The 15,691-nt window shown below is 67.2% G+C and carries 10 protein-coding genes and 3 rRNA genes; all 13 read right to left on the bottom strand.

Annotated features, from left to right (window positions below):
• Window positions 1–7 precede the first annotated feature (7 nt).
• Window positions 8–124: ribosomal RNA gene (rrf, locus tag BMW78_RS19535) — 5S ribosomal RNA — on the bottom strand.
• Between the two features lie 95 nt (window positions 125–219).
• A 23S ribosomal RNA gene (locus BMW78_RS19530) occupies window positions 220–3,342 on the bottom strand.
• 394 nt (window positions 3,343–3,736) lie between these two features.
• Window positions 3,737–5,262, bottom strand: a 16S ribosomal RNA gene (locus BMW78_RS19525).
• The 16S, 23S and 5S rRNA genes sit together here, the layout of an rRNA operon.
• A gap of 648 nt (window positions 5,263–5,910) precedes the next feature.
• A complete protein-coding gene (gene tyrS / locus BMW78_RS19520) occupies window positions 5,911–7,173 on the bottom strand; it encodes a tyrosine--tRNA ligase (RefSeq protein WP_091763120.1) in 1,263 nt (420 codons plus the stop codon).
• A 62-nt stretch (window positions 7,174–7,235) separates the two neighbouring features.
• Window positions 7,236–7,868, bottom strand: coding sequence for a DNA-3-methyladenine glycosylase (locus BMW78_RS19515; RefSeq protein ID WP_091763118.1), 633 nt, complete (start codon window positions 7,866–7,868; stop codon window positions 7,236–7,238).
• A 1-nt stretch (window position 7,869) separates the two neighbouring features.
• Window positions 7,870–9,327 (bottom strand): argininosuccinate lyase, encoded by a 1,458-nt coding sequence (argH, locus tag BMW78_RS19510; RefSeq protein WP_091763116.1) that lies wholly within the window; start codon window positions 9,325–9,327, stop codon window positions 7,870–7,872.
• An 89-nt stretch (window positions 9,328–9,416) separates the two neighbouring features.
• A complete protein-coding gene (locus BMW78_RS19505) occupies window positions 9,417–9,917 on the bottom strand; it encodes an arginine repressor (RefSeq protein ID WP_091763114.1) in 501 nt (166 codons plus the stop codon).
• A 22-nt stretch (window positions 9,918–9,939) separates the two neighbouring features.
• On the bottom strand, window positions 9,940–10,875 hold the full coding sequence (argF, locus tag BMW78_RS19500) for an ornithine carbamoyltransferase (protein WP_091763112.1): 936 nt from the start codon (window positions 10,873–10,875) through the stop codon (window positions 9,940–9,942).
• Window positions 10,872–12,128, bottom strand: coding sequence for an acetylornithine transaminase (locus BMW78_RS19495; protein WP_091763110.1), 1,257 nt, complete (start codon window positions 12,126–12,128; stop codon window positions 10,872–10,874). Before BMW78_RS19495 ends, argF begins: the two co-directional genes overlap by 4 nt.
• Window positions 12,128–13,078, bottom strand: a complete 951-nt coding sequence (gene argB / locus BMW78_RS19490) for an acetylglutamate kinase (RefSeq protein ID WP_091763109.1) — start codon at window positions 13,076–13,078, stop codon at window positions 12,128–12,130. The genes BMW78_RS19495 and argB overlap by 1 nt, the downstream gene beginning before the upstream one ends.
• Entirely contained in the window at window positions 13,075–14,226 is a 1,152-nt protein-coding gene (gene argJ, locus BMW78_RS19485) for a bifunctional glutamate N-acetyltransferase/amino-acid acetyltransferase ArgJ (protein WP_091763107.1), read from the bottom strand. Before argJ ends, argB begins: the two co-directional genes overlap by 4 nt.
• Window positions 14,223–14,633: an ACT domain-containing protein gene (locus tag BMW78_RS19480; protein WP_245736021.1), complete on the bottom strand. Its 411-nt coding sequence runs from the start codon at window positions 14,631–14,633 to the stop codon at window positions 14,223–14,225. The genes argJ and BMW78_RS19480 overlap by 4 nt, the downstream gene beginning before the upstream one ends.
• Window positions 14,630–15,685 carry an N-acetyl-gamma-glutamyl-phosphate reductase gene (gene argC, locus BMW78_RS19475; RefSeq protein ID WP_091763137.1) on the bottom strand — a complete coding sequence of 352 codons (1,056 nt, stop codon included), beginning with the start codon at window positions 15,683–15,685 and terminating at the stop codon, window positions 14,630–14,632. The genes BMW78_RS19480 and argC overlap by 4 nt, the downstream gene beginning before the upstream one ends.
• Window positions 15,686–15,691 lie beyond the last annotated feature (6 nt).

Genomic DNA, 15,691 nt, shown 5'->3' with positions numbered 1-15,691 from the left:
AAAGTATGTTCGGCTGCGTCCTACTCTCCCACACCGTCACCAGTGCAGTACCATCGGCGCTGAAGGGCTTAGCTTCCGGGTTCGGAATGGGACCGGGCGTTTCCCCTTCGCTATGACAGCCGAAACTCTATGGAGATGTCAATCAGGTGTTCCCGACCGTTTCTCGGGAACCGCACAGTGGACGCGAAGCAATCTTCTCTGCCTTTTCAGCAGAAGTGTGTAGTCAAGTTGTCGGCCTATTAGTACCAGTCAGCTGCATGCATTGCTGCACTTCCACATCTGGCCTATCAACCCAGTAGTCTAGCTGGGAGCCTCTCGGGGCAAGCCCCGTGGAAACCTCATCTTGAAGCGTGCTTCCCGCTTAGATGCTTTCAGCGGTTATCACTTCCGAACGTAGCTAATCAGCGGTGCCCTTGGCAGGACAACTGACACACCAGAGGTTCGTCCATCCCGGTCCTCTCGTACTAGGGATAGCCCTTCTCAAGTTTCCTACGCGCACAGCGGATAGGGACCGAACTGTCTCACGACGTTCTAAACCCAGCTCGCGTACCGCTTTAATGGGCGAACAGCCCAACCCTTGGGACCTACTCCAGCCCCAGGATGCGACGAGCCGACATCGAGGTGCCAAACCATGCCGTCGATATGGACTCTTGGGCAAGATCAGCCTGTTATCCCCGGGGTACCTTTTATCCGTTGAGCGACGGCGCTTCCACAAGCCACCGCCGGATCACTAGTCCCGACTTTCGTCCCTGCTCGACATGCCTGTCTCACAGTCAAGCTCCCTTGTGCACTTACACTCAAAACCTGATTGCCAACCAGGCTGAGGGAACCTTTGGGCGCCTCCGTTACCTTTTAGGAGGCAACCGCCCCAGTTAAACTACCCACCAGGCACTGTCCCTGATCCGGATCACGGACCGAGGTTAGATATCCAGAACGACCAGAGTGGTATTTCAACGTTGACTCCACACACACTGGCGTGCATGCTTCACAGTCTCCCACCTATCCTACACAAGCCGTACCGAACACCAATACCAAGCTGTAGTAAAGGTCCCGGGGTCTTTCCGTCCTGCTGCGCGTAACGAGCATCTTTACTCGTAGTGCAATTTCGCCGAGTTCGTGGTTGAGACAGTGGAGAAGTCGTTACGCCATTCGTGCAGGTCGGAACTTACCCGACAAGGAATTTCGCTACCTTAGGATGGTTATAGTTACCACCGCCGTTTACTGGGGCTTAAATTCTCAGCTTCGCTCCGAAGAGCTAACCGGTCCTCTTAACCTTCCAGCACCGGGCAGGCGTCAGTCCGTATACATCGTCTTGCGACTTCGCACGGACCTGTGTTTTTAGTAAACAGTCGCTTCTCCCTGGTCTCTGCGGCCCTTCACCCTAGGAGGCAAGCTCCTTCAGGGTCCGGGCCCCCCTTCTCCCGAAGTTACGGGGGCATTTTGCCGAGTTCCTTAACCACGATTCACTCGATCGCCTTGGTATTCTCTACCTAACCACCTGAGTCGGTTTGGGGTACGGGCGGCTCGAACCTCGCTAGAAGATTTTCTTGGCAGCATAGGATCACCCTGCTTCCCGCATACGCGGTCACTATCAGGTCTCAGGATATGTGCGACACGGATTTGCCTATGTCGCTCCCTACACCCTTGGACGTGGACTACCATCGCCACGCGGAGGCTACCTTCCTGCGTCTCTCCATCGCTTGACTACTACTAGATCGGGTCGCGCGCTCCACCACCAGTCCTTCCCCGAAGGGTCGGTGCCGGCGGCTTCGGGCGCTTAGCATCACTAGGTTCATCATGGGCGGTTCTTCGCCGGTTCCGGAATATCAACCGGATGTCCATCGACTACGCCTGTCGGCCTCGCCTTAGGTCCCGACTTACCCAGGGCAGATTAGCTTGACCCTGGAACCCTTGGTTATTCGGCGGACGGGTTTCTCGCCCGTCATTCGCTACTCATGCCTGCATTCTCACTCGTGTGGCCTCCACGGCTGGATCACTCCGCCGCTTCCCTGGCCACACGACGCTCCCCTACCCATCAACACGCCTGGACACCGAACCCGCAGGTGTCGGTGCCGAGCAAATATGTCAATGCCACAGCTTCGGTGGTGTGCTTGAGCCCCGCTACATTGTCGGCGCGGAATCACTTGACCAGTGAGCTATTACGCACTCTTTAAAGGGTGGCTGCTTCTAAGCCAACCTCCTGGTTGTCAATGCAACTCCACATCCTTTCCCACTTAGCACACGCTTAGGGACCTTAGCTGGTGGTCTGGGCTGTTTCCCTCTCGACTACGGAGCTTATCCCCCGCAGTCTCACTGCCACGCTCTCACTTACCGGCATTCGGAGTTTGGCTAACGTCAGTAACCTGGTGAGGCCCATTAGCTATCCAGTAGCTCTACCTCCGGTAAGAAACACGTGACGCTGCACCTAAATGCATTTCGGGGAGAACCAGCTATCACGGAGTTTGATTGGCCTTTCACCCCTACCCACAGCTCATCCCCTCAGTTTTCAACCTAAGTGGGTTCGGTCCTCCACGACGTCTTACCGTCGCTTCAACCTGGCCATGGGTAGATCACTCCGCTTCGGGTCTAGACCCCGCGACTAAAACGCCCTATTCGGACTCGCTTTCGCTACGGCTTCCCCACACGGGTTAACCTCGCCACGGAGCACTAACTCGCAGGCTCATTCTTCAAAAGGCACGCCGTCACCCCACAAGGAGGCTCCGACGGATTGTAGGCACACGGTTTCAGGATCTATTTCACTCCCCTCCCGGGGTACTTTTCACCTTTCCCTCACGGTACTTGTCCGCTATCGGTCACCAGGGAATATTTAGGCTTAGCGGGTGGTCCCGCCAGATTCACACGGGATTTCTCGGGCCCCGTGCTACTTGGGATGGGTCTTGGGAGTGCGTCGCGATTTCGTCTACGGGGGTAGCACCCTCTGTGCCGGGCCTTTCAATGCCCTTCGACTATCACACGCATTTGTAACTCCCTGCCAGCGTGTCAGCGCTGACCAAGACGTCCCACAACCCCGTACCTGCAACCCCTGACAGGTATCACACAGATACGGTTTGGCCTGATCCGCTTTCGCTCGCCACTACTCACGGAATCGCGGTTGCTTTCTCTTCCTGTGGGTACTGAGATGTTTCACTTCCCCACGTTCCCTCCCATCGCCCTATGTGTTCAGACGAGGGTGACTGGACTTGCCTCCAGCCGGGTTTCCCCATTCGGGCATCCTCGGATCACAGTCTGGTTATCGACTCCCCGAGGCTTATCGCAGATTCCTACGCCCTTCATCGGTTCCTGGTGCCAAGGCATCCACCGTGTGCCCTTAAAAACTTGAGCCACAAAGATGCTCGCGTCCACTGTGCAGTTCTCAAAAAACGGGCGGCCCCCCACACAACCGGCGCCTACCACACCAACCCCTCTTCACCCATCAAGGTGACCAGGAGCTGACCGTGTGGCGGTTCGACCGCAGTGAGGGTCCGATAAGCCGTCCAAGACGACCCGAAGGAGGCTTTCGCCCGAGCCTTCAGGACCCAACAACGTGCCAGGCGCCTCCCCCACCCCCCACCGCGTTCCACTGCCCTGCCCCCATCAACGACGGAGGAAGAGCTTGTACTTGCGACACGAGACGGTGTCAGCGCCAACTAATCGATGTTCCACCCTTGAGCACCCGCTGCCCCACACTCGGGGACAGACCGGGCTCTGGATCGCTTGCGCGACCAGTGCTCCTTAGAAAGGAGGTGATCCAGCCGCACCTTCCGGTACGGCTACCTTGTTACGACTTAGTCCCAATCGCCAGTCCCACCTTCGACAGCTCCCTCCCACAAGGGGTTGGGCCACCGGCTTCGGGTGTTACCGACTTTCGTGACTTGACGGGCGGTGTGTACAAGGCCCGGGAACGTATTCACCGCAGCGTTGCTGATCTGCGATTACTAGCGACTCCGACTTCATGGGGTCGAGTTGCAGACCCCAATCCGAACTGAGACCGGTTTTTTGGGATTCGCTCCACCTCACGGTTTCGCAGCCCTTTGTACCGGCCATTGTAGCATGCGTGAAGCCCAAGACATAAGGGGCATGATGATTTGACGTCATCCCCACCTTCCTCCGAGTTGACCCCGGCAGTCTCCTATGAGTCCCCACCATCACGTGCTGGCAACATAGAACGAGGGTTGCGCTCGTTGCGGGACTTAACCCAACATCTCACGACACGAGCTGACGACAACCATGCACCACCTGTATGCGAGTGTCCAAAGAGTTCTGCATCTCTGCAGCGTTCTCGCATATGTCAAGCCTTGGTAAGGTTCTTCGCGTTGCATCGAATTAATCCGCATGCTCCGCCGCTTGTGCGGGCCCCCGTCAATTCCTTTGAGTTTTAGCCTTGCGGCCGTACTCCCCAGGCGGGGAACTTAATGCGTTAGCTGCGGCACGGATCTCGTGGAATGAGACCCACACCTAGTTCCCAACGTTTACGGCATGGACTACCAGGGTATCTAATCCTGTTCGCTCCCCATGCTTTCGCTTCTCAGCGTCAGTAGTGGCCCAGAGACCTGCCTTCGCCATCGGTGTTCCTCCTGATATCTGCGCATTTCACCGCTACACCAGGAATTCCAGTCTCCCCTACCACACTCTAGCCTGCCCGTACCCACTGCAAGTCCGAGGTTGAGCCTCGGATTTTCACAGCAGACGCGACAAGCCGCCTACAAGCTCTTTACGCCCAATAATTCCGGACAACGCTCGCACCCTACGTATTACCGCGGCTGCTGGCACGTAGTTAGCCGGTGCTTCTTCTGCAGGTACCGTCACTTGCGCTTCTTCCCTGCTGAAAGAGGTTTACAACCCGAAGGCCGTCATCCCTCACGCGGCGTCGCTGCATCAGGCTTTCGCCCATTGTGCAATATTCCCCACTGCTGCCTCCCGTAGGAGTCTGGGCCGTGTCTCAGTCCCAGTGTGGCCGGTCGCCCTCTCAGGCCGGCTACCCGTCGTCGCCTTGGTGAGCCATTACCTCACCAACAAGCTGATAGGCCGCGAGTCCATCCCAGACCGAAAGACTTTCCACACCATACCCATGCGGATTGGTGTCATATCCGGTATTAGCTCCGGTTTCCCGGGGTTATTCCAGAGTCAGGGGCAGGTTACTCACGTGTTACTCACCCGTTCGCCACTGATCACCAGGAGCAAGCTCCTGGATCACCGTTCGACTTGCATGTGTTAAGCACGCCGCCAGCGTTCGTCCTGAGCCAGGATCAAACTCTCCATTGATGTTTAGCTCGTGACCCGAAGACCACGAAACTGCTACCCAAGAAGGGTTGTTTCACTGACTGAGCAAGAACAACTAGCCATTGCTAGAAATTCATTGTCAACCAAAGGATTTTCGTTCGACATGACCGCATCCCCAGACCTTTAGCCCGGTTCGCCGCCACCTCGAGACGAGGTAATTGGCATCGATTTTTGACACGCTGTTGAGTTCTCAAGGTTCGGACGCACACCATCAGCCTCAGCGTTTCGCTTCGGCGTCCGGGGCCTCGACTACGTTACTTCCTCGCCCTGCTGGCTTCCAAATCCGCTCTGCGGAGTGTGGTCGCGCATCCTGACGAGCCACCGTCCGGCGCCAGGCGCTGGAGTGACCGCCTGACGGAACCGATAGTCTCGGCGCCAGGCTGTGGTCTGGTGGTGTCTGCCCCGGGACCGGCCTGCTTCGCGGTGGTGACCGCGGTGGTGTCCGTTCCTCCCTGTCGGGCTGACGAAGAGAACATTACGGGGACGGTCTGGAAAAAGACAAATCCGCAGGTCAGCGGCCTGTGACCCCCTCAGAGCAGGCTCCCGGACCCACGAAGGCCCGGTGTGCGCGCTGCACACACCGGGCCTTCAGGGAGGTCACTCACCCAGGTCGTCCACCAGGTCGGGCGCTCAGCCCACCCGACGGGCGGCCGCGAGGGACTTGCGACCGCGCCGGAGCAGGGCGACCCGGCCGTGGAGGAAGTCCCCCTCCCCCAGCACGGCCTCGGGGTCGGTCACCTTGGCGTTGTTGAGCGAGGCTCCGCCCTCGGCGATGGCCCGCCTGGCGGCCTTGCGCGACTCCACCAGCCCGGCAGCGACCAGGGCGTCGACCACCGAGCTGCCGACGGAGACCTCACCCCCCGGGAGCTCCGACGTGGCGTCGAGCAGGGTGCGCTCGTCCAGGCTCGTCACGTCGCCCTTCCCGAACAGCGCCTCCGACGCCGCCTGCACGGCCGCCGTGTGCTCGGCGCCGTGGACGAGCGTCGTCACGTCGGCGGCCAACGCCTTCTGGGCCTCCCGCAGGAACGGCTTCTCGGCCAGCGACTGCTCGAGCCGAGTGATCTCGTCCGGGCCGCGGTCGGTGAAGACCTTGAGGTACGAGATCACCGAGGCGTCCTCGGCGTTGACCCAGAACTGGTAGAAGGCGTACGGCGACATCATGTCCGGGTCGAGCCACACGGTGCCCGACTCGGTCTTGCCGAACTTCGACCCGTCGGCCTTGGTGATCAGCGGGGTCGTCAGCAGGTGCACCGACTTCCCCTCCACCCGGTGGATGAGGTCGGAGCCGGCCGTCAGGTTGCCCCACTGGTCCGCTCCCCCGGTCTGCAAGGTGCAGCCGTACTCCCGGAACAGGTGCAGGTAGTCCATCCCCTGCAGCAGCTGGTAGCTGAACTCGGTGTAGGAGATGCCCTGCTCGGTGTTGAGCCGCGCCGAGATGGCGTCCTTCTTGATCATGTGGTTGACCCGGAAGTGCCGGCCGACGTCGCGCAGGAACTCCAGCGCCGTCATCGGCGCCGTCCAGTCCAGGTTGTTGACCATCACCGCGGGGTTGTCGCCGTCGAAGTCGAGGAACGGCTGCACCTGCTGCTGGATCCGCTTGACCCAGTCGGCCACCGTCTCGGGGTCGTGCAGGTCGCGCTCCGAGGTCGACTTCGGGTCACCGATGAGGCCCGTGGACCCGCCGACCAGACACAGCACCCGGTGGCCCGCCCGCTGGAGGTGCCGCATCGTGATGAGCTGCACGAGGTTGCCGATGTGCAGGCTCGGCGCGGTGGGGTCGAAGCCGCAATAGAGCGTGACCGGCCCGTCGGCGAGTGCCTCCCGCAGCGCGGACTCGTCGGTGGTCTGCGCCACCAGCCCCCGCCACTGCAGCTCGTCGAGGATGTCGCTCACGGTCCTGGTGCTCCTTCATGTGTCGAGGTGTGCCGGGTTCCCGGCACGGTGCCAAGCCTGCCCTACGCCGGTTCGCGCCTGCGACGCGGTTTCGCGGGGCGGTACACCGAGACGCTGCGCTCGCCGTCCAGCCAGAAGCGCCAGGGGTAGCGCTCGGCGTCGCCACCGGCCCCGGCGACACCCACGCGGGGCCCGGTGCGGATCCGGCTGGCCGGCACGTGCTCCGCGGCCGCGTGGAACGCTGCCGACCCGTCGGGTGAGCAGGCGTCGAGGCCGGTCTGGGTGCCGTCCAGGCCGAGCGTCGAGGCGAGGCGGGCCGGGCCGCGGGCCCAGTCGCGCTCGGCGATCCCCGCCCGCCGCTCGGCGGCCACCTCGTGGCCGTCGACGACCTCGCCGGCGCGCAGCAGCACCGCGCTGGCCTCGCCCTCGGTCCCCGTCACGACGTTGGCGCACCAGTGCATGCCGTAGGTGAAGTAGACGTAGAGGTGGCCCGCGCGGCCAAACATCACCTGCGTGCGCGGGGTGGGCCCGCGGAAGGCGTGCGACCCCGGGTCCTTCTCCCCGGCATACGCCTCCACCTCGGTGAGCCGGATCGTGACGCCCGCGTGCGAGATCATGGCCCCCAGCAGGGCAGGGGCGACGTCGAGCACGTCCTCGCCGAAGAAGTCCCGTGTCAGGCGCCGCCCCACCTCCATGTCAGCGGACGCCGACCGCCGCGTTCGCCCACCCGCGCGCAGTGGCGGCGGCACCCGTCAGGGCCGCCAGCTGCTCCCGCACCCGGTCGGGGGCCGTGCCGCCCTTGCTGCTGCGCGAGGCGAGCGAGCCCTCCACGCTCAGCACCTCGCGCACACCCGGCGTCAGGTGGGGCGAGATGGCGGTGAGGTCGTCGTCGGTGAGGTCCCACAGCTCGATGCCGCGCTGCTCGCAGGCCCGCACGCACGCACCGGCCACCTCGTGGGCGACCCGGAAGGGCACGCCCTCGCGCACCAGCCACTCGGCGATGTCGGTGGCCAGGGAGAAGCCCTGCGGCGCCAGGGATGCCAGACGGTGGGTGTTGAACTCCATCGTCGCCACCATGCCCGCGAAGGCCGGCAGCAGCACCTCGAGGGTGTCGACCGCGTCGAAAACCGGCTCCTTGTCCTCCTGCAGGTCGCGGTTGTAGGCCAGCGGCAGCGACTTCAAGGTGGTCAGCAGCCCGGCGAGGTCACCGACGAGCCGGCCGGCCTTGCCCCGGGCGAGCTCGGCGACGTCGGGGTTCTTCTTCTGCGGCATGATGCTCGAGCCCGTGGAGTAGGCGTCGTCGAGCGTGACGAAGGAGAACTCCTTGGTCGCCCACAGGACGACCTCCTCGGCCAGCCGCGAGACGTCGACCGCCGTCATCGCCGCCACGAACGCGAACTCGGCGACGAAGTCGCGCGAGGCGGTGCCGTCGATCGAGTTCTCCACCGAGGTGGCGAAGCCGAGGTCGGCGGCCACGGCCTCCGGGTCGAGGCCGAGCGAGCTGCCGGCGAGGGCGCCCGAACCGTAGGGCGAGACGTTGGCGCGGGCGTCCCAGTCCTGCAGCCGCTGCACGTCGCGCAGGAGGGCCCAGGCGTGCGCGAGCAGGTGGTGCGAGAGCAGCACCGGCTGGGCGTGCTGGAGGTGGGTGCGGCCCGGCATCGGCACGGTGAGGTGCCGCTGGGACTGGTGCACGAGGGCGTCGACGACATCGAGCACCAGCGTCGCGACCGACCGGGCGTGGTCACGCAGGTACATGCGGAACAGCGTGGCGATCTGGTCGTTGCGGGAGCGCCCGGCCCGCAGGCGACCGCCGACATCGGCACCGGCGCGCTCGATGAGGCCGCGCTCGAGAGCGGTGTGCACGTCCTCGTCGTCCTCGGCCGGCACGAAGGCACCGGACTCGACGTCGGCCAGCAGCCGGGCGAGGGCATCGAGCATCCCCTCCAGCGTGGAGTCGTCGAGCAGCCCTGCGCGGTGCAGCACCCGGGCGTGGGCGCGTGACCCGGCGATGTCGTAGGGCGCGAGCCGCCAGTCGAAGTGCGTCGACTTCGAGAGCGCGGCCAGCGCGTCGGCGGGACCACCGGCGAACCGGCCGCCCCACAGGCTCACGCGGTCGGTGGGGGCGGTGCTCGTCGGGGGCTGGTCGCCGGTCACGGTCGTCGTCTCTCCTGGGTGGTCGGGGTCAGCGCTGCGGTGCGTTCGGTCGTGGCGTCCGGTCGTGGCGTCCGGTCGTGGCTCGCCGGCTACTCGCGGTGGTCGGCCAGCGAGAGGAACAGGTGAGCGAGCTCCTTGCTCGCCTCCGGTCCCGTCGTGATCACCATGATGGTGTCGTCGCCGGCGATGGTGCCGAGGAGGTCCCTCTGGTCGCCGTGGTCGATGGCCGACGCGAGGTAGCCGGCGGCGCCGGGCGGGGTGCGCAGCACGATCAGGTTGTGCGACGGCTCGGCCGAGACCAGCAGCTCCTCGCACAGCCGCTTCAGTCGCGCCGAGGCCTCCTGACCGTCCTGCGCGGGGCGGGCGGTGCGGTCGCCGCCCTCCCCCGGCACGGCATACACGAGGGCGCGCCCGGAGCGGACCTTGACGGCGCCGAGCTCGACAAGGTCACGCGAGAGCGTCGCCTGGGTGACCTCGATGCCGTCGGCGGCGAGCAGGTCGAGCAGCTCGGACTGCGACTTCACCGCCGTGCGGCCGAGGATCTCGACGATGCGCCGCTGGCGGCCCGTGCGGGTCGACACGACCGTCATCGGCGCACCGTCCGGGGGCCGGTCACCGGGACGCCTCGAGGAGGAAGGACAGCAGCGCCTTCTGGGCGTGCAGCCGGTTCTCGGCCTCGTCCCACACCACGGCCTGCGGCCCGTCGATCAAGTCGGCGGCGATCTCCAGCCCGCGGTAGGCGGGCAGGCAGTGCAGCACGATGGCGTCGGGGGCGGCGAGGCCGACCAGCTCGGTGGTGAGCGAGTACGGCAGGAAGGGGCTGTCCTTGCCGGCCTTGGAGTCCTTGAGCGCCTCCTGGCCCATCGAGACCCAGGTGTCGGTGGCGAGCACGTCGGCACCGGCGGCCGCGGCCTGCGGGTCGTCGGTGACGGTGACCGAGCCTCCCTGCTCGGCGGCGATCTCCTTGGCGCGGGTCAGCACGGTCGGGTCGGGCTGGTGGCCGGCCGGGGCGCCGACGCGCACGTGCAGCCCGGCGAGCGCGCCGCCGAGGAGGTAGGAGTGCGCCATGTTGTTGGCACCGTCGCCGAGGTAGGCCAGCGTCAGGCCGGGCAGGGCGCCCTTGTGCTCGGTGACGGTGAGCAGGTCGGCGAGCACCTGGCACGGGTGGAAGAGGTCGGTGAGGGCGTTGACCACCGGCACGCCGGCATACCGGGCCATCTCCTCGAGCCGGTCCTGCCCGTAGGTGCGCCACACGACCGCGGAGACCTGCCGGCCCAGCACGCGGGCGGTGTCCGCGATGGACTCGCGCTCGCCGACCCCAGCCAGCCTCCCGTCGACGACCATCGGGTAGCCGCCGAGCGCGGCCACCCCGGCGGTGAACGAGGCCTGGGTGCGCAGGGTCGGCTTGTCGAAGAGGATCGCCACCGACTGCGGCCCGGCGAGGCACTGGTCCGAGTAGGGCGCCTGCTTCAGCGCCGCCGCCCGACGCAGGACCTCGCGCTGCTCCTCGGCGCTCAGGTCGTCGTCGCGCAGGAAGTGGCGGGTCATCGGGGGTCCTCCGGGGTGTCGGCGGGCGCAGGGGTGTGGGTGGTGTGGGTGGTGTCGGCGCTGTCGGGGGCGCAGGCGTCGAGGAGCGCCGGAAGGGCGTCGACGAAGCTGTCGAGCTGTTCGAGGGTGACGACCAGCGGCGGCGCCAGTCGGATGGCCGCCGGGGCCACTGGGTTGACGATGAAACCGGCGCCTCGAGCGGCCGCGGCCAGCTGGGGCGCGACGTCGTGGGCGAGCGTGATCGCGCGCAGCAGGCCGGCGCCCCGCACCCCGGTGACGAGGGGGTGCCGCAGGGCGGTGACCGCGTCGGCGAGGTGGTCACCGGCGACCCGGGCGTGCTCCAGCAGCCCCTCGGACTCGATCGTCTCCAGGACGGCCAGGCTGGCCGCGGCGGCGAGCGGGTTGCCGCCGAAGGTCGTGCCGTGCTGGCCGGCGGTGAGCAGGTGGGCGTTGTGGTCGCCGAACGCGATGAGGCCGCCGACCGGGACGCCGCCGCCGAGGCCCTTGGCCACGGTGATGGCGTCGGGCACGATCCCGGCCTGCTGGAACGCGAACCACGTGCCGGTGCGGCCGATGCCGGTCTGGATCTCGTCGAGGATGAGCAGGGCACCGTGCTCCTGCGTCACCTCCCGCGCAGTGCGCAGGTATGCCGTGCCCGGGCTGAGCACGCCGGCCTCGCCCTGGATGGGCTCGAGCACCACGGCCGCGGTCTCCTCGGTGACCGCCGCACGTAGCGCCGCCTCGTCGCCGTAGGGCACGTGGGTGACACCGGGGATCAGCGGCTCGAACGGCTGCCGGTAGGCCGGCTTGTGGGTCAGGGCGAGCGCGCCGGTGGTGCGCCCGTGGAACGCCCCCTCGGCGGCGACCAGGCCGGTGCGGCCGGTGCGCCGGCTCAGCTTGATGGCGGCCTCGACGGCCTCGGCCCCGGAGTTGCAGAGGAAGACGGCCGAGCCCTCGGGCGCCCCGGCGATGTCGAGGAGCCGCTCGGCGAGGGCGATCTGCACCTCGGACGTGAAGAGGTTGGAGATGTGGATGCCCTCGGCCGCCTGCTTGGAGACGGCGGTCACCAGGGCGGGGTGGCCGTGGCCGAGGGCGTTGACCGCGATGCCGCCGACGAGGTCGAGGTACCGGTTGCCGTCGACGTCCCAGACGTGGCAGCCGGAGCCGTGGTCGAGCACCAGCGGCGGGAGCCCGAAGACGCCCATGACGGAGCGCTGGTAGCGCTCGAGCAGCTCGTCGTTGCGCTCGCCCATCAGTGCCCTTCCTCGGTCTGGTCGGGGACGATCATGGTGCCGATGCCCTCGGAGGTGAACACCTCGAGCAGCAGCGAGTGCGGCTGCCGGCCGTCGACGACGTGGGCCTGCGGCACTCCCTGCTCGACCGCGCGCACACAGGCCTCGAGCTTGGGGATCATGCCCGCGTCGACCGTCTCCATCAGGGCCTTGGCGCCGGAGACCGACAGCGACGAGAGGAGCGAGTCGCGGTCGGGCCAGCTGCCGTAGACGCCCTCGACGTCGGTGAGCACCACGAGCTTGGAGGCACCGAGCGCGACGGCGAGCGCCGCCGCCGCGGTGTCGGCGTTGACGTTGAGCACCTGTCCGTCGACATCGAGGTCGGGAGCGACCGTCGAGACCACGGGGATCCGGCCGGCGTCGAGGATGTCGCGCACCGCCGACGGGTTCACGGTCTCGACGTCGCCGACGAGGCCGAGGTCGACCTCCTCGCCGTCGACGACCGTGGAGCGGCGGCGGGCGCCGAAGAGGCTGGCGTCCTCACCGGAGAGGCCGACGGCGACCGGCCCGTGCTGGTTCAGCAGGCCCACGAGCTCGCGCCCGACCTGGCCGGTGAGCACCATGCGCACGACGTCCATGACCTCGGGGGTGGTGACCCGCAGGCCGCCCTTGAACTCGCTCTCCAGGCCCAGCCGGCCCAGCATCTCGGCGATCTGCGGGCCGCCGCCGTGCACGACGACGGGGCGCAGCCCGGCATACCGCAGGAAGGCGACGTCCTGCGCGAAGGCGGCCTTGAGGGCGTCGTTGGTCATGGCGTTGCCGCCGTACTTGACCACGACGAGCGCTCCGCGGAAGCGCTCGAGCCAGGGCAGGGCCTCGACGAGGACCTGCGCCTTGGACTGGGCGACCCGCAGGGCCGCGGCGTCGATGGTGCCCCGGACGGTGTTGCGGGCGCTGGTCGGGGTCGTCATGAGCTGTAGGCCGAGTTCTCGTGGACGTAGTCGTGGGTCAGGTCGTTGGTCCACACCGTGGCGGACTCCGCGCCGGCGTGCAGGTCGACCAGCACGTGCACCTCGCGGCCGGTGAGGTCGACCAGGCTGCGGTCCTCCCCCACTCCTCCAGCGCGGCACACCTGCACGCCGTTGATCGAGACGTCGAGCTGGTGGGGGTCGAAGGCGGCCCGGGTGGTGCCGACCGCCGCGAGCACACGACCCCAGTTGGGGTCGTTGCCGAAGACGGCGCACTTGAAGAGGTTGTTGCGCGCGATGGCCCGGCCGACCTCGAGGGCGTCGGCCTCGGTGGCCGCGGACCGGATCTTGATCGCGATGTCGTGGTGGGCACCCTCGGCGTCGGCGATGAGCTGGCGCGCCAGGCTGGCGCACACCTCGCTCACCGCCTCGGCCAGGTCGCCGGCGCTCGCGGTGACACCGGAGGCCCCGGAGGCCAGCAGCACCACCGTGTCGTTGGTCGACTGGCAGCCGTCGGAGTCGATGCGGTCGAAGGTGGCCGCCGTGGCAGCCCGGAGCACGTCGTCGAGCGCGTCCGCCTCCACCACGGCGTCGGTGGTGACGACCACGAGCATGGTCGCCAGCGCTGGGGCGAGCATGCCCGCGCCCTTGGCCATCCCACCGACGCTCCAGCCGTCACGCTCGACCTGCGCCTGCTTGCTCACCGTGTCGGTGGTCATGATGGCGGTCGCGGCGGCGGGGCCACCGTCGTCCGCCAGGCTCGCCGCCGCGGCGTCGACGCCGGCCAGCAGCCGCTCCATCGGCAGCAGCTCGCCGATCAGCCCGGTGGAGCACACGACGACGTCGCCTGCGGAGGCCCCCAGCACCTCCGCGACGTGCTCAGCCGTTCGATGGGTGTCGGCGAAACCCTGCGCACCGGTGCAGGCGTTCGCCCCACCGGAGTTCAGCACCACGGCGTCGACCCGCCCGTCGGCGACGACCTGGCGCGACCAGGTCACCGGCGCGGCCTCGACGCGGTTGCTCGTGAACACGGCCGCGCCGTGGTGGTCGGGACCGTCGTTGACGACGAGGGCGACGTCCGGCGCGCCGCTGGCCTTCAGGCCCGCGGTCACCCCCGCAGCCCGGAAGCCCGCAGGACGGGTCACGCTCACGAGGTGCCTCCGCTCAGCCGTGCCGGGGCCACCGCGTGGCCGCCGCGCTTCCAGATCTTCTCCGCGTCGTCACTGCGCTCGGCGTCGACCAGGATCCAGTCGGTGTCGTAGGTCGACAGGGCCAGGATGCTGATGCGCTGCCGGGCGAGCGGCTCGAGCAGGCCCGACAGCACACCGACCATGGTGAAGTCGAGCGGCCCGGCGATCTCGAAGCCGACCAGCGGCCCCTGCCTCACGACGCCCTCGGGGACCTCGTCATAGGCACAGACGACCGACGTCTCGCTGTCGGTGTAGGTGATCGACGACAGCGGGCCGGTGCGCCAGTCCCACGACGGCTCCTCGCCGGCCGCCAGACGGGCGAAGGCGATCGGCGGCTCGTGCCGCATCAGGTGCATGTTGAGGCTCACGGGGCCACCCCCGCCACGGGGAGCCCGGTCGTCTCCGGCAGCCCGAGCGCGAGGTTGAGGCACTGCACGGCGGCGCCCGCGGTGCCCTTGGTGAGGTTGTCGACCGCGGCCACGGCGACCACACGTCCGGCTCGCTGGTCGAGCGCGACCTGCAGGTGGACGCTGTTGCTGCCGAGCACGCTGCCGGTCGAGGGCCACTGGCCCTCGGGCAGCAGGTGCACGAACGGCTCGTCCGCACAGGCCTTCTCCCACGCGGCGCGCACGTCCGCGGCGGTCGGTCGCTGGTCGTCGCCCCCTCGCAGCCGGGCGGTGCAGGTGGCGAGGATGCCGCGCGGCATGGGCGCCAGGGTCGGCGTGAAGGACACCGTCACCTGGTCTCCACCGGCCCCGGTGAGGTTCTGCTCGATCTCCGGGGTGTGCCGGTGCACACCGCCGACGCCGTACGGCGACATCGCCCCCATGACCTCGGCTCCGAGCAGGTGCGGTTTCAGCGACTTGCCCGCGCCCGAGGTGCCGGACGCGGCGACCACCACGACGTCCTCGGGGTCGAGCAGGCCCGCGGAGAAGCCGGGTGCGAGGGCCAGGCTGACGGCCGTCGGGTAGCAGCCCGGCACGGCGACGCGCCGGGTCCCGGCCAGCTGCTCACGCTGCTTGCCGTCGGCGCCCACCGACAGCTCGGGCATGCCGTAGGCCCACGACCCGGCATACGGGGTGTCGTAGAAGGTGGTCCACGCCGACTCGTCGCGGAGGCGGAAGTCGGCGCCGCAGTCGACCACCACGACATCGTCGGGCAGATGCTCGGCCACCGCCGCGGAGTGGCCGTGGGGCAGGGCCAGGAAGACGGCGTCGTGGCCGGCGAGCGTCTCGGGCGTCGTCTCCTCGACCACGCGCTCGGCCAGCGGCGTCAGGTGCGGGTGGAGGGAGCCGAGGCGCTGCCCGGCGCTCGAGGCGGCCGTGACGGCGCCGATCTCCACCTCGGGGTGCGCGAGGAGCAGCCGGAGGATCTCACCGCCGGCGTAGCCGCTCGCACCTGCCACTGCTGCGCGGATCATGTGCAT

This window comes from Pedococcus cremeus, from assembly GCF_900111375.1.
In the GTDB taxonomy this organism is placed as follows: Bacteria; Actinomycetota; Actinomycetes; order Actinomycetales; family Dermatophilaceae; genus Pedococcus_A; species Pedococcus_A cremeus.
The sequence above is the reverse complement of the archived record's forward strand: the minus strand, read 5'-3'. Positions and strand labels throughout refer to the sequence as shown.

What these genes read in the sequence shown, in the direction of transcription:
- argF (WP_091763112.1), bottom strand. Translation starts at nt 10,875, where the DNA reads ATGACCCGCCACTTCCTGCGCGACGACGACCTGAGCGCCGAGGAGCAG.
- argB (WP_091763109.1), bottom strand. Translation starts at nt 13,078, where the DNA reads ATGACGACCCCGACCAGCGCCCGCAACACCGTCCGGGGCACCATCGAC.
- BMW78_RS19495 (WP_091763110.1), bottom strand. Translation starts at nt 12,128, where the DNA reads ATGGGCGAGCGCAACGACGAGCTGCTCGAGCGCTACCAGCGCTCCGTC.
- BMW78_RS19505 (WP_091763114.1), bottom strand. Translation starts at nt 9,917, where the DNA reads ATGACGGTCGTGTCGACCCGCACGGGCCGCCAGCGGCGCATCGTCGAG.
- argC (WP_091763137.1), bottom strand. Translation starts at nt 15,685, where the DNA reads ATGATCCGCGCAGCAGTGGCAGGTGCGAGCGGCTACGCCGGCGGTGAG.
- BMW78_RS19515 (WP_091763118.1), bottom strand. Translation starts at nt 7,868, where the DNA reads ATGGAGGTGGGGCGGCGCCTGACACGGGACTTCTTCGGCGAGGACGTG.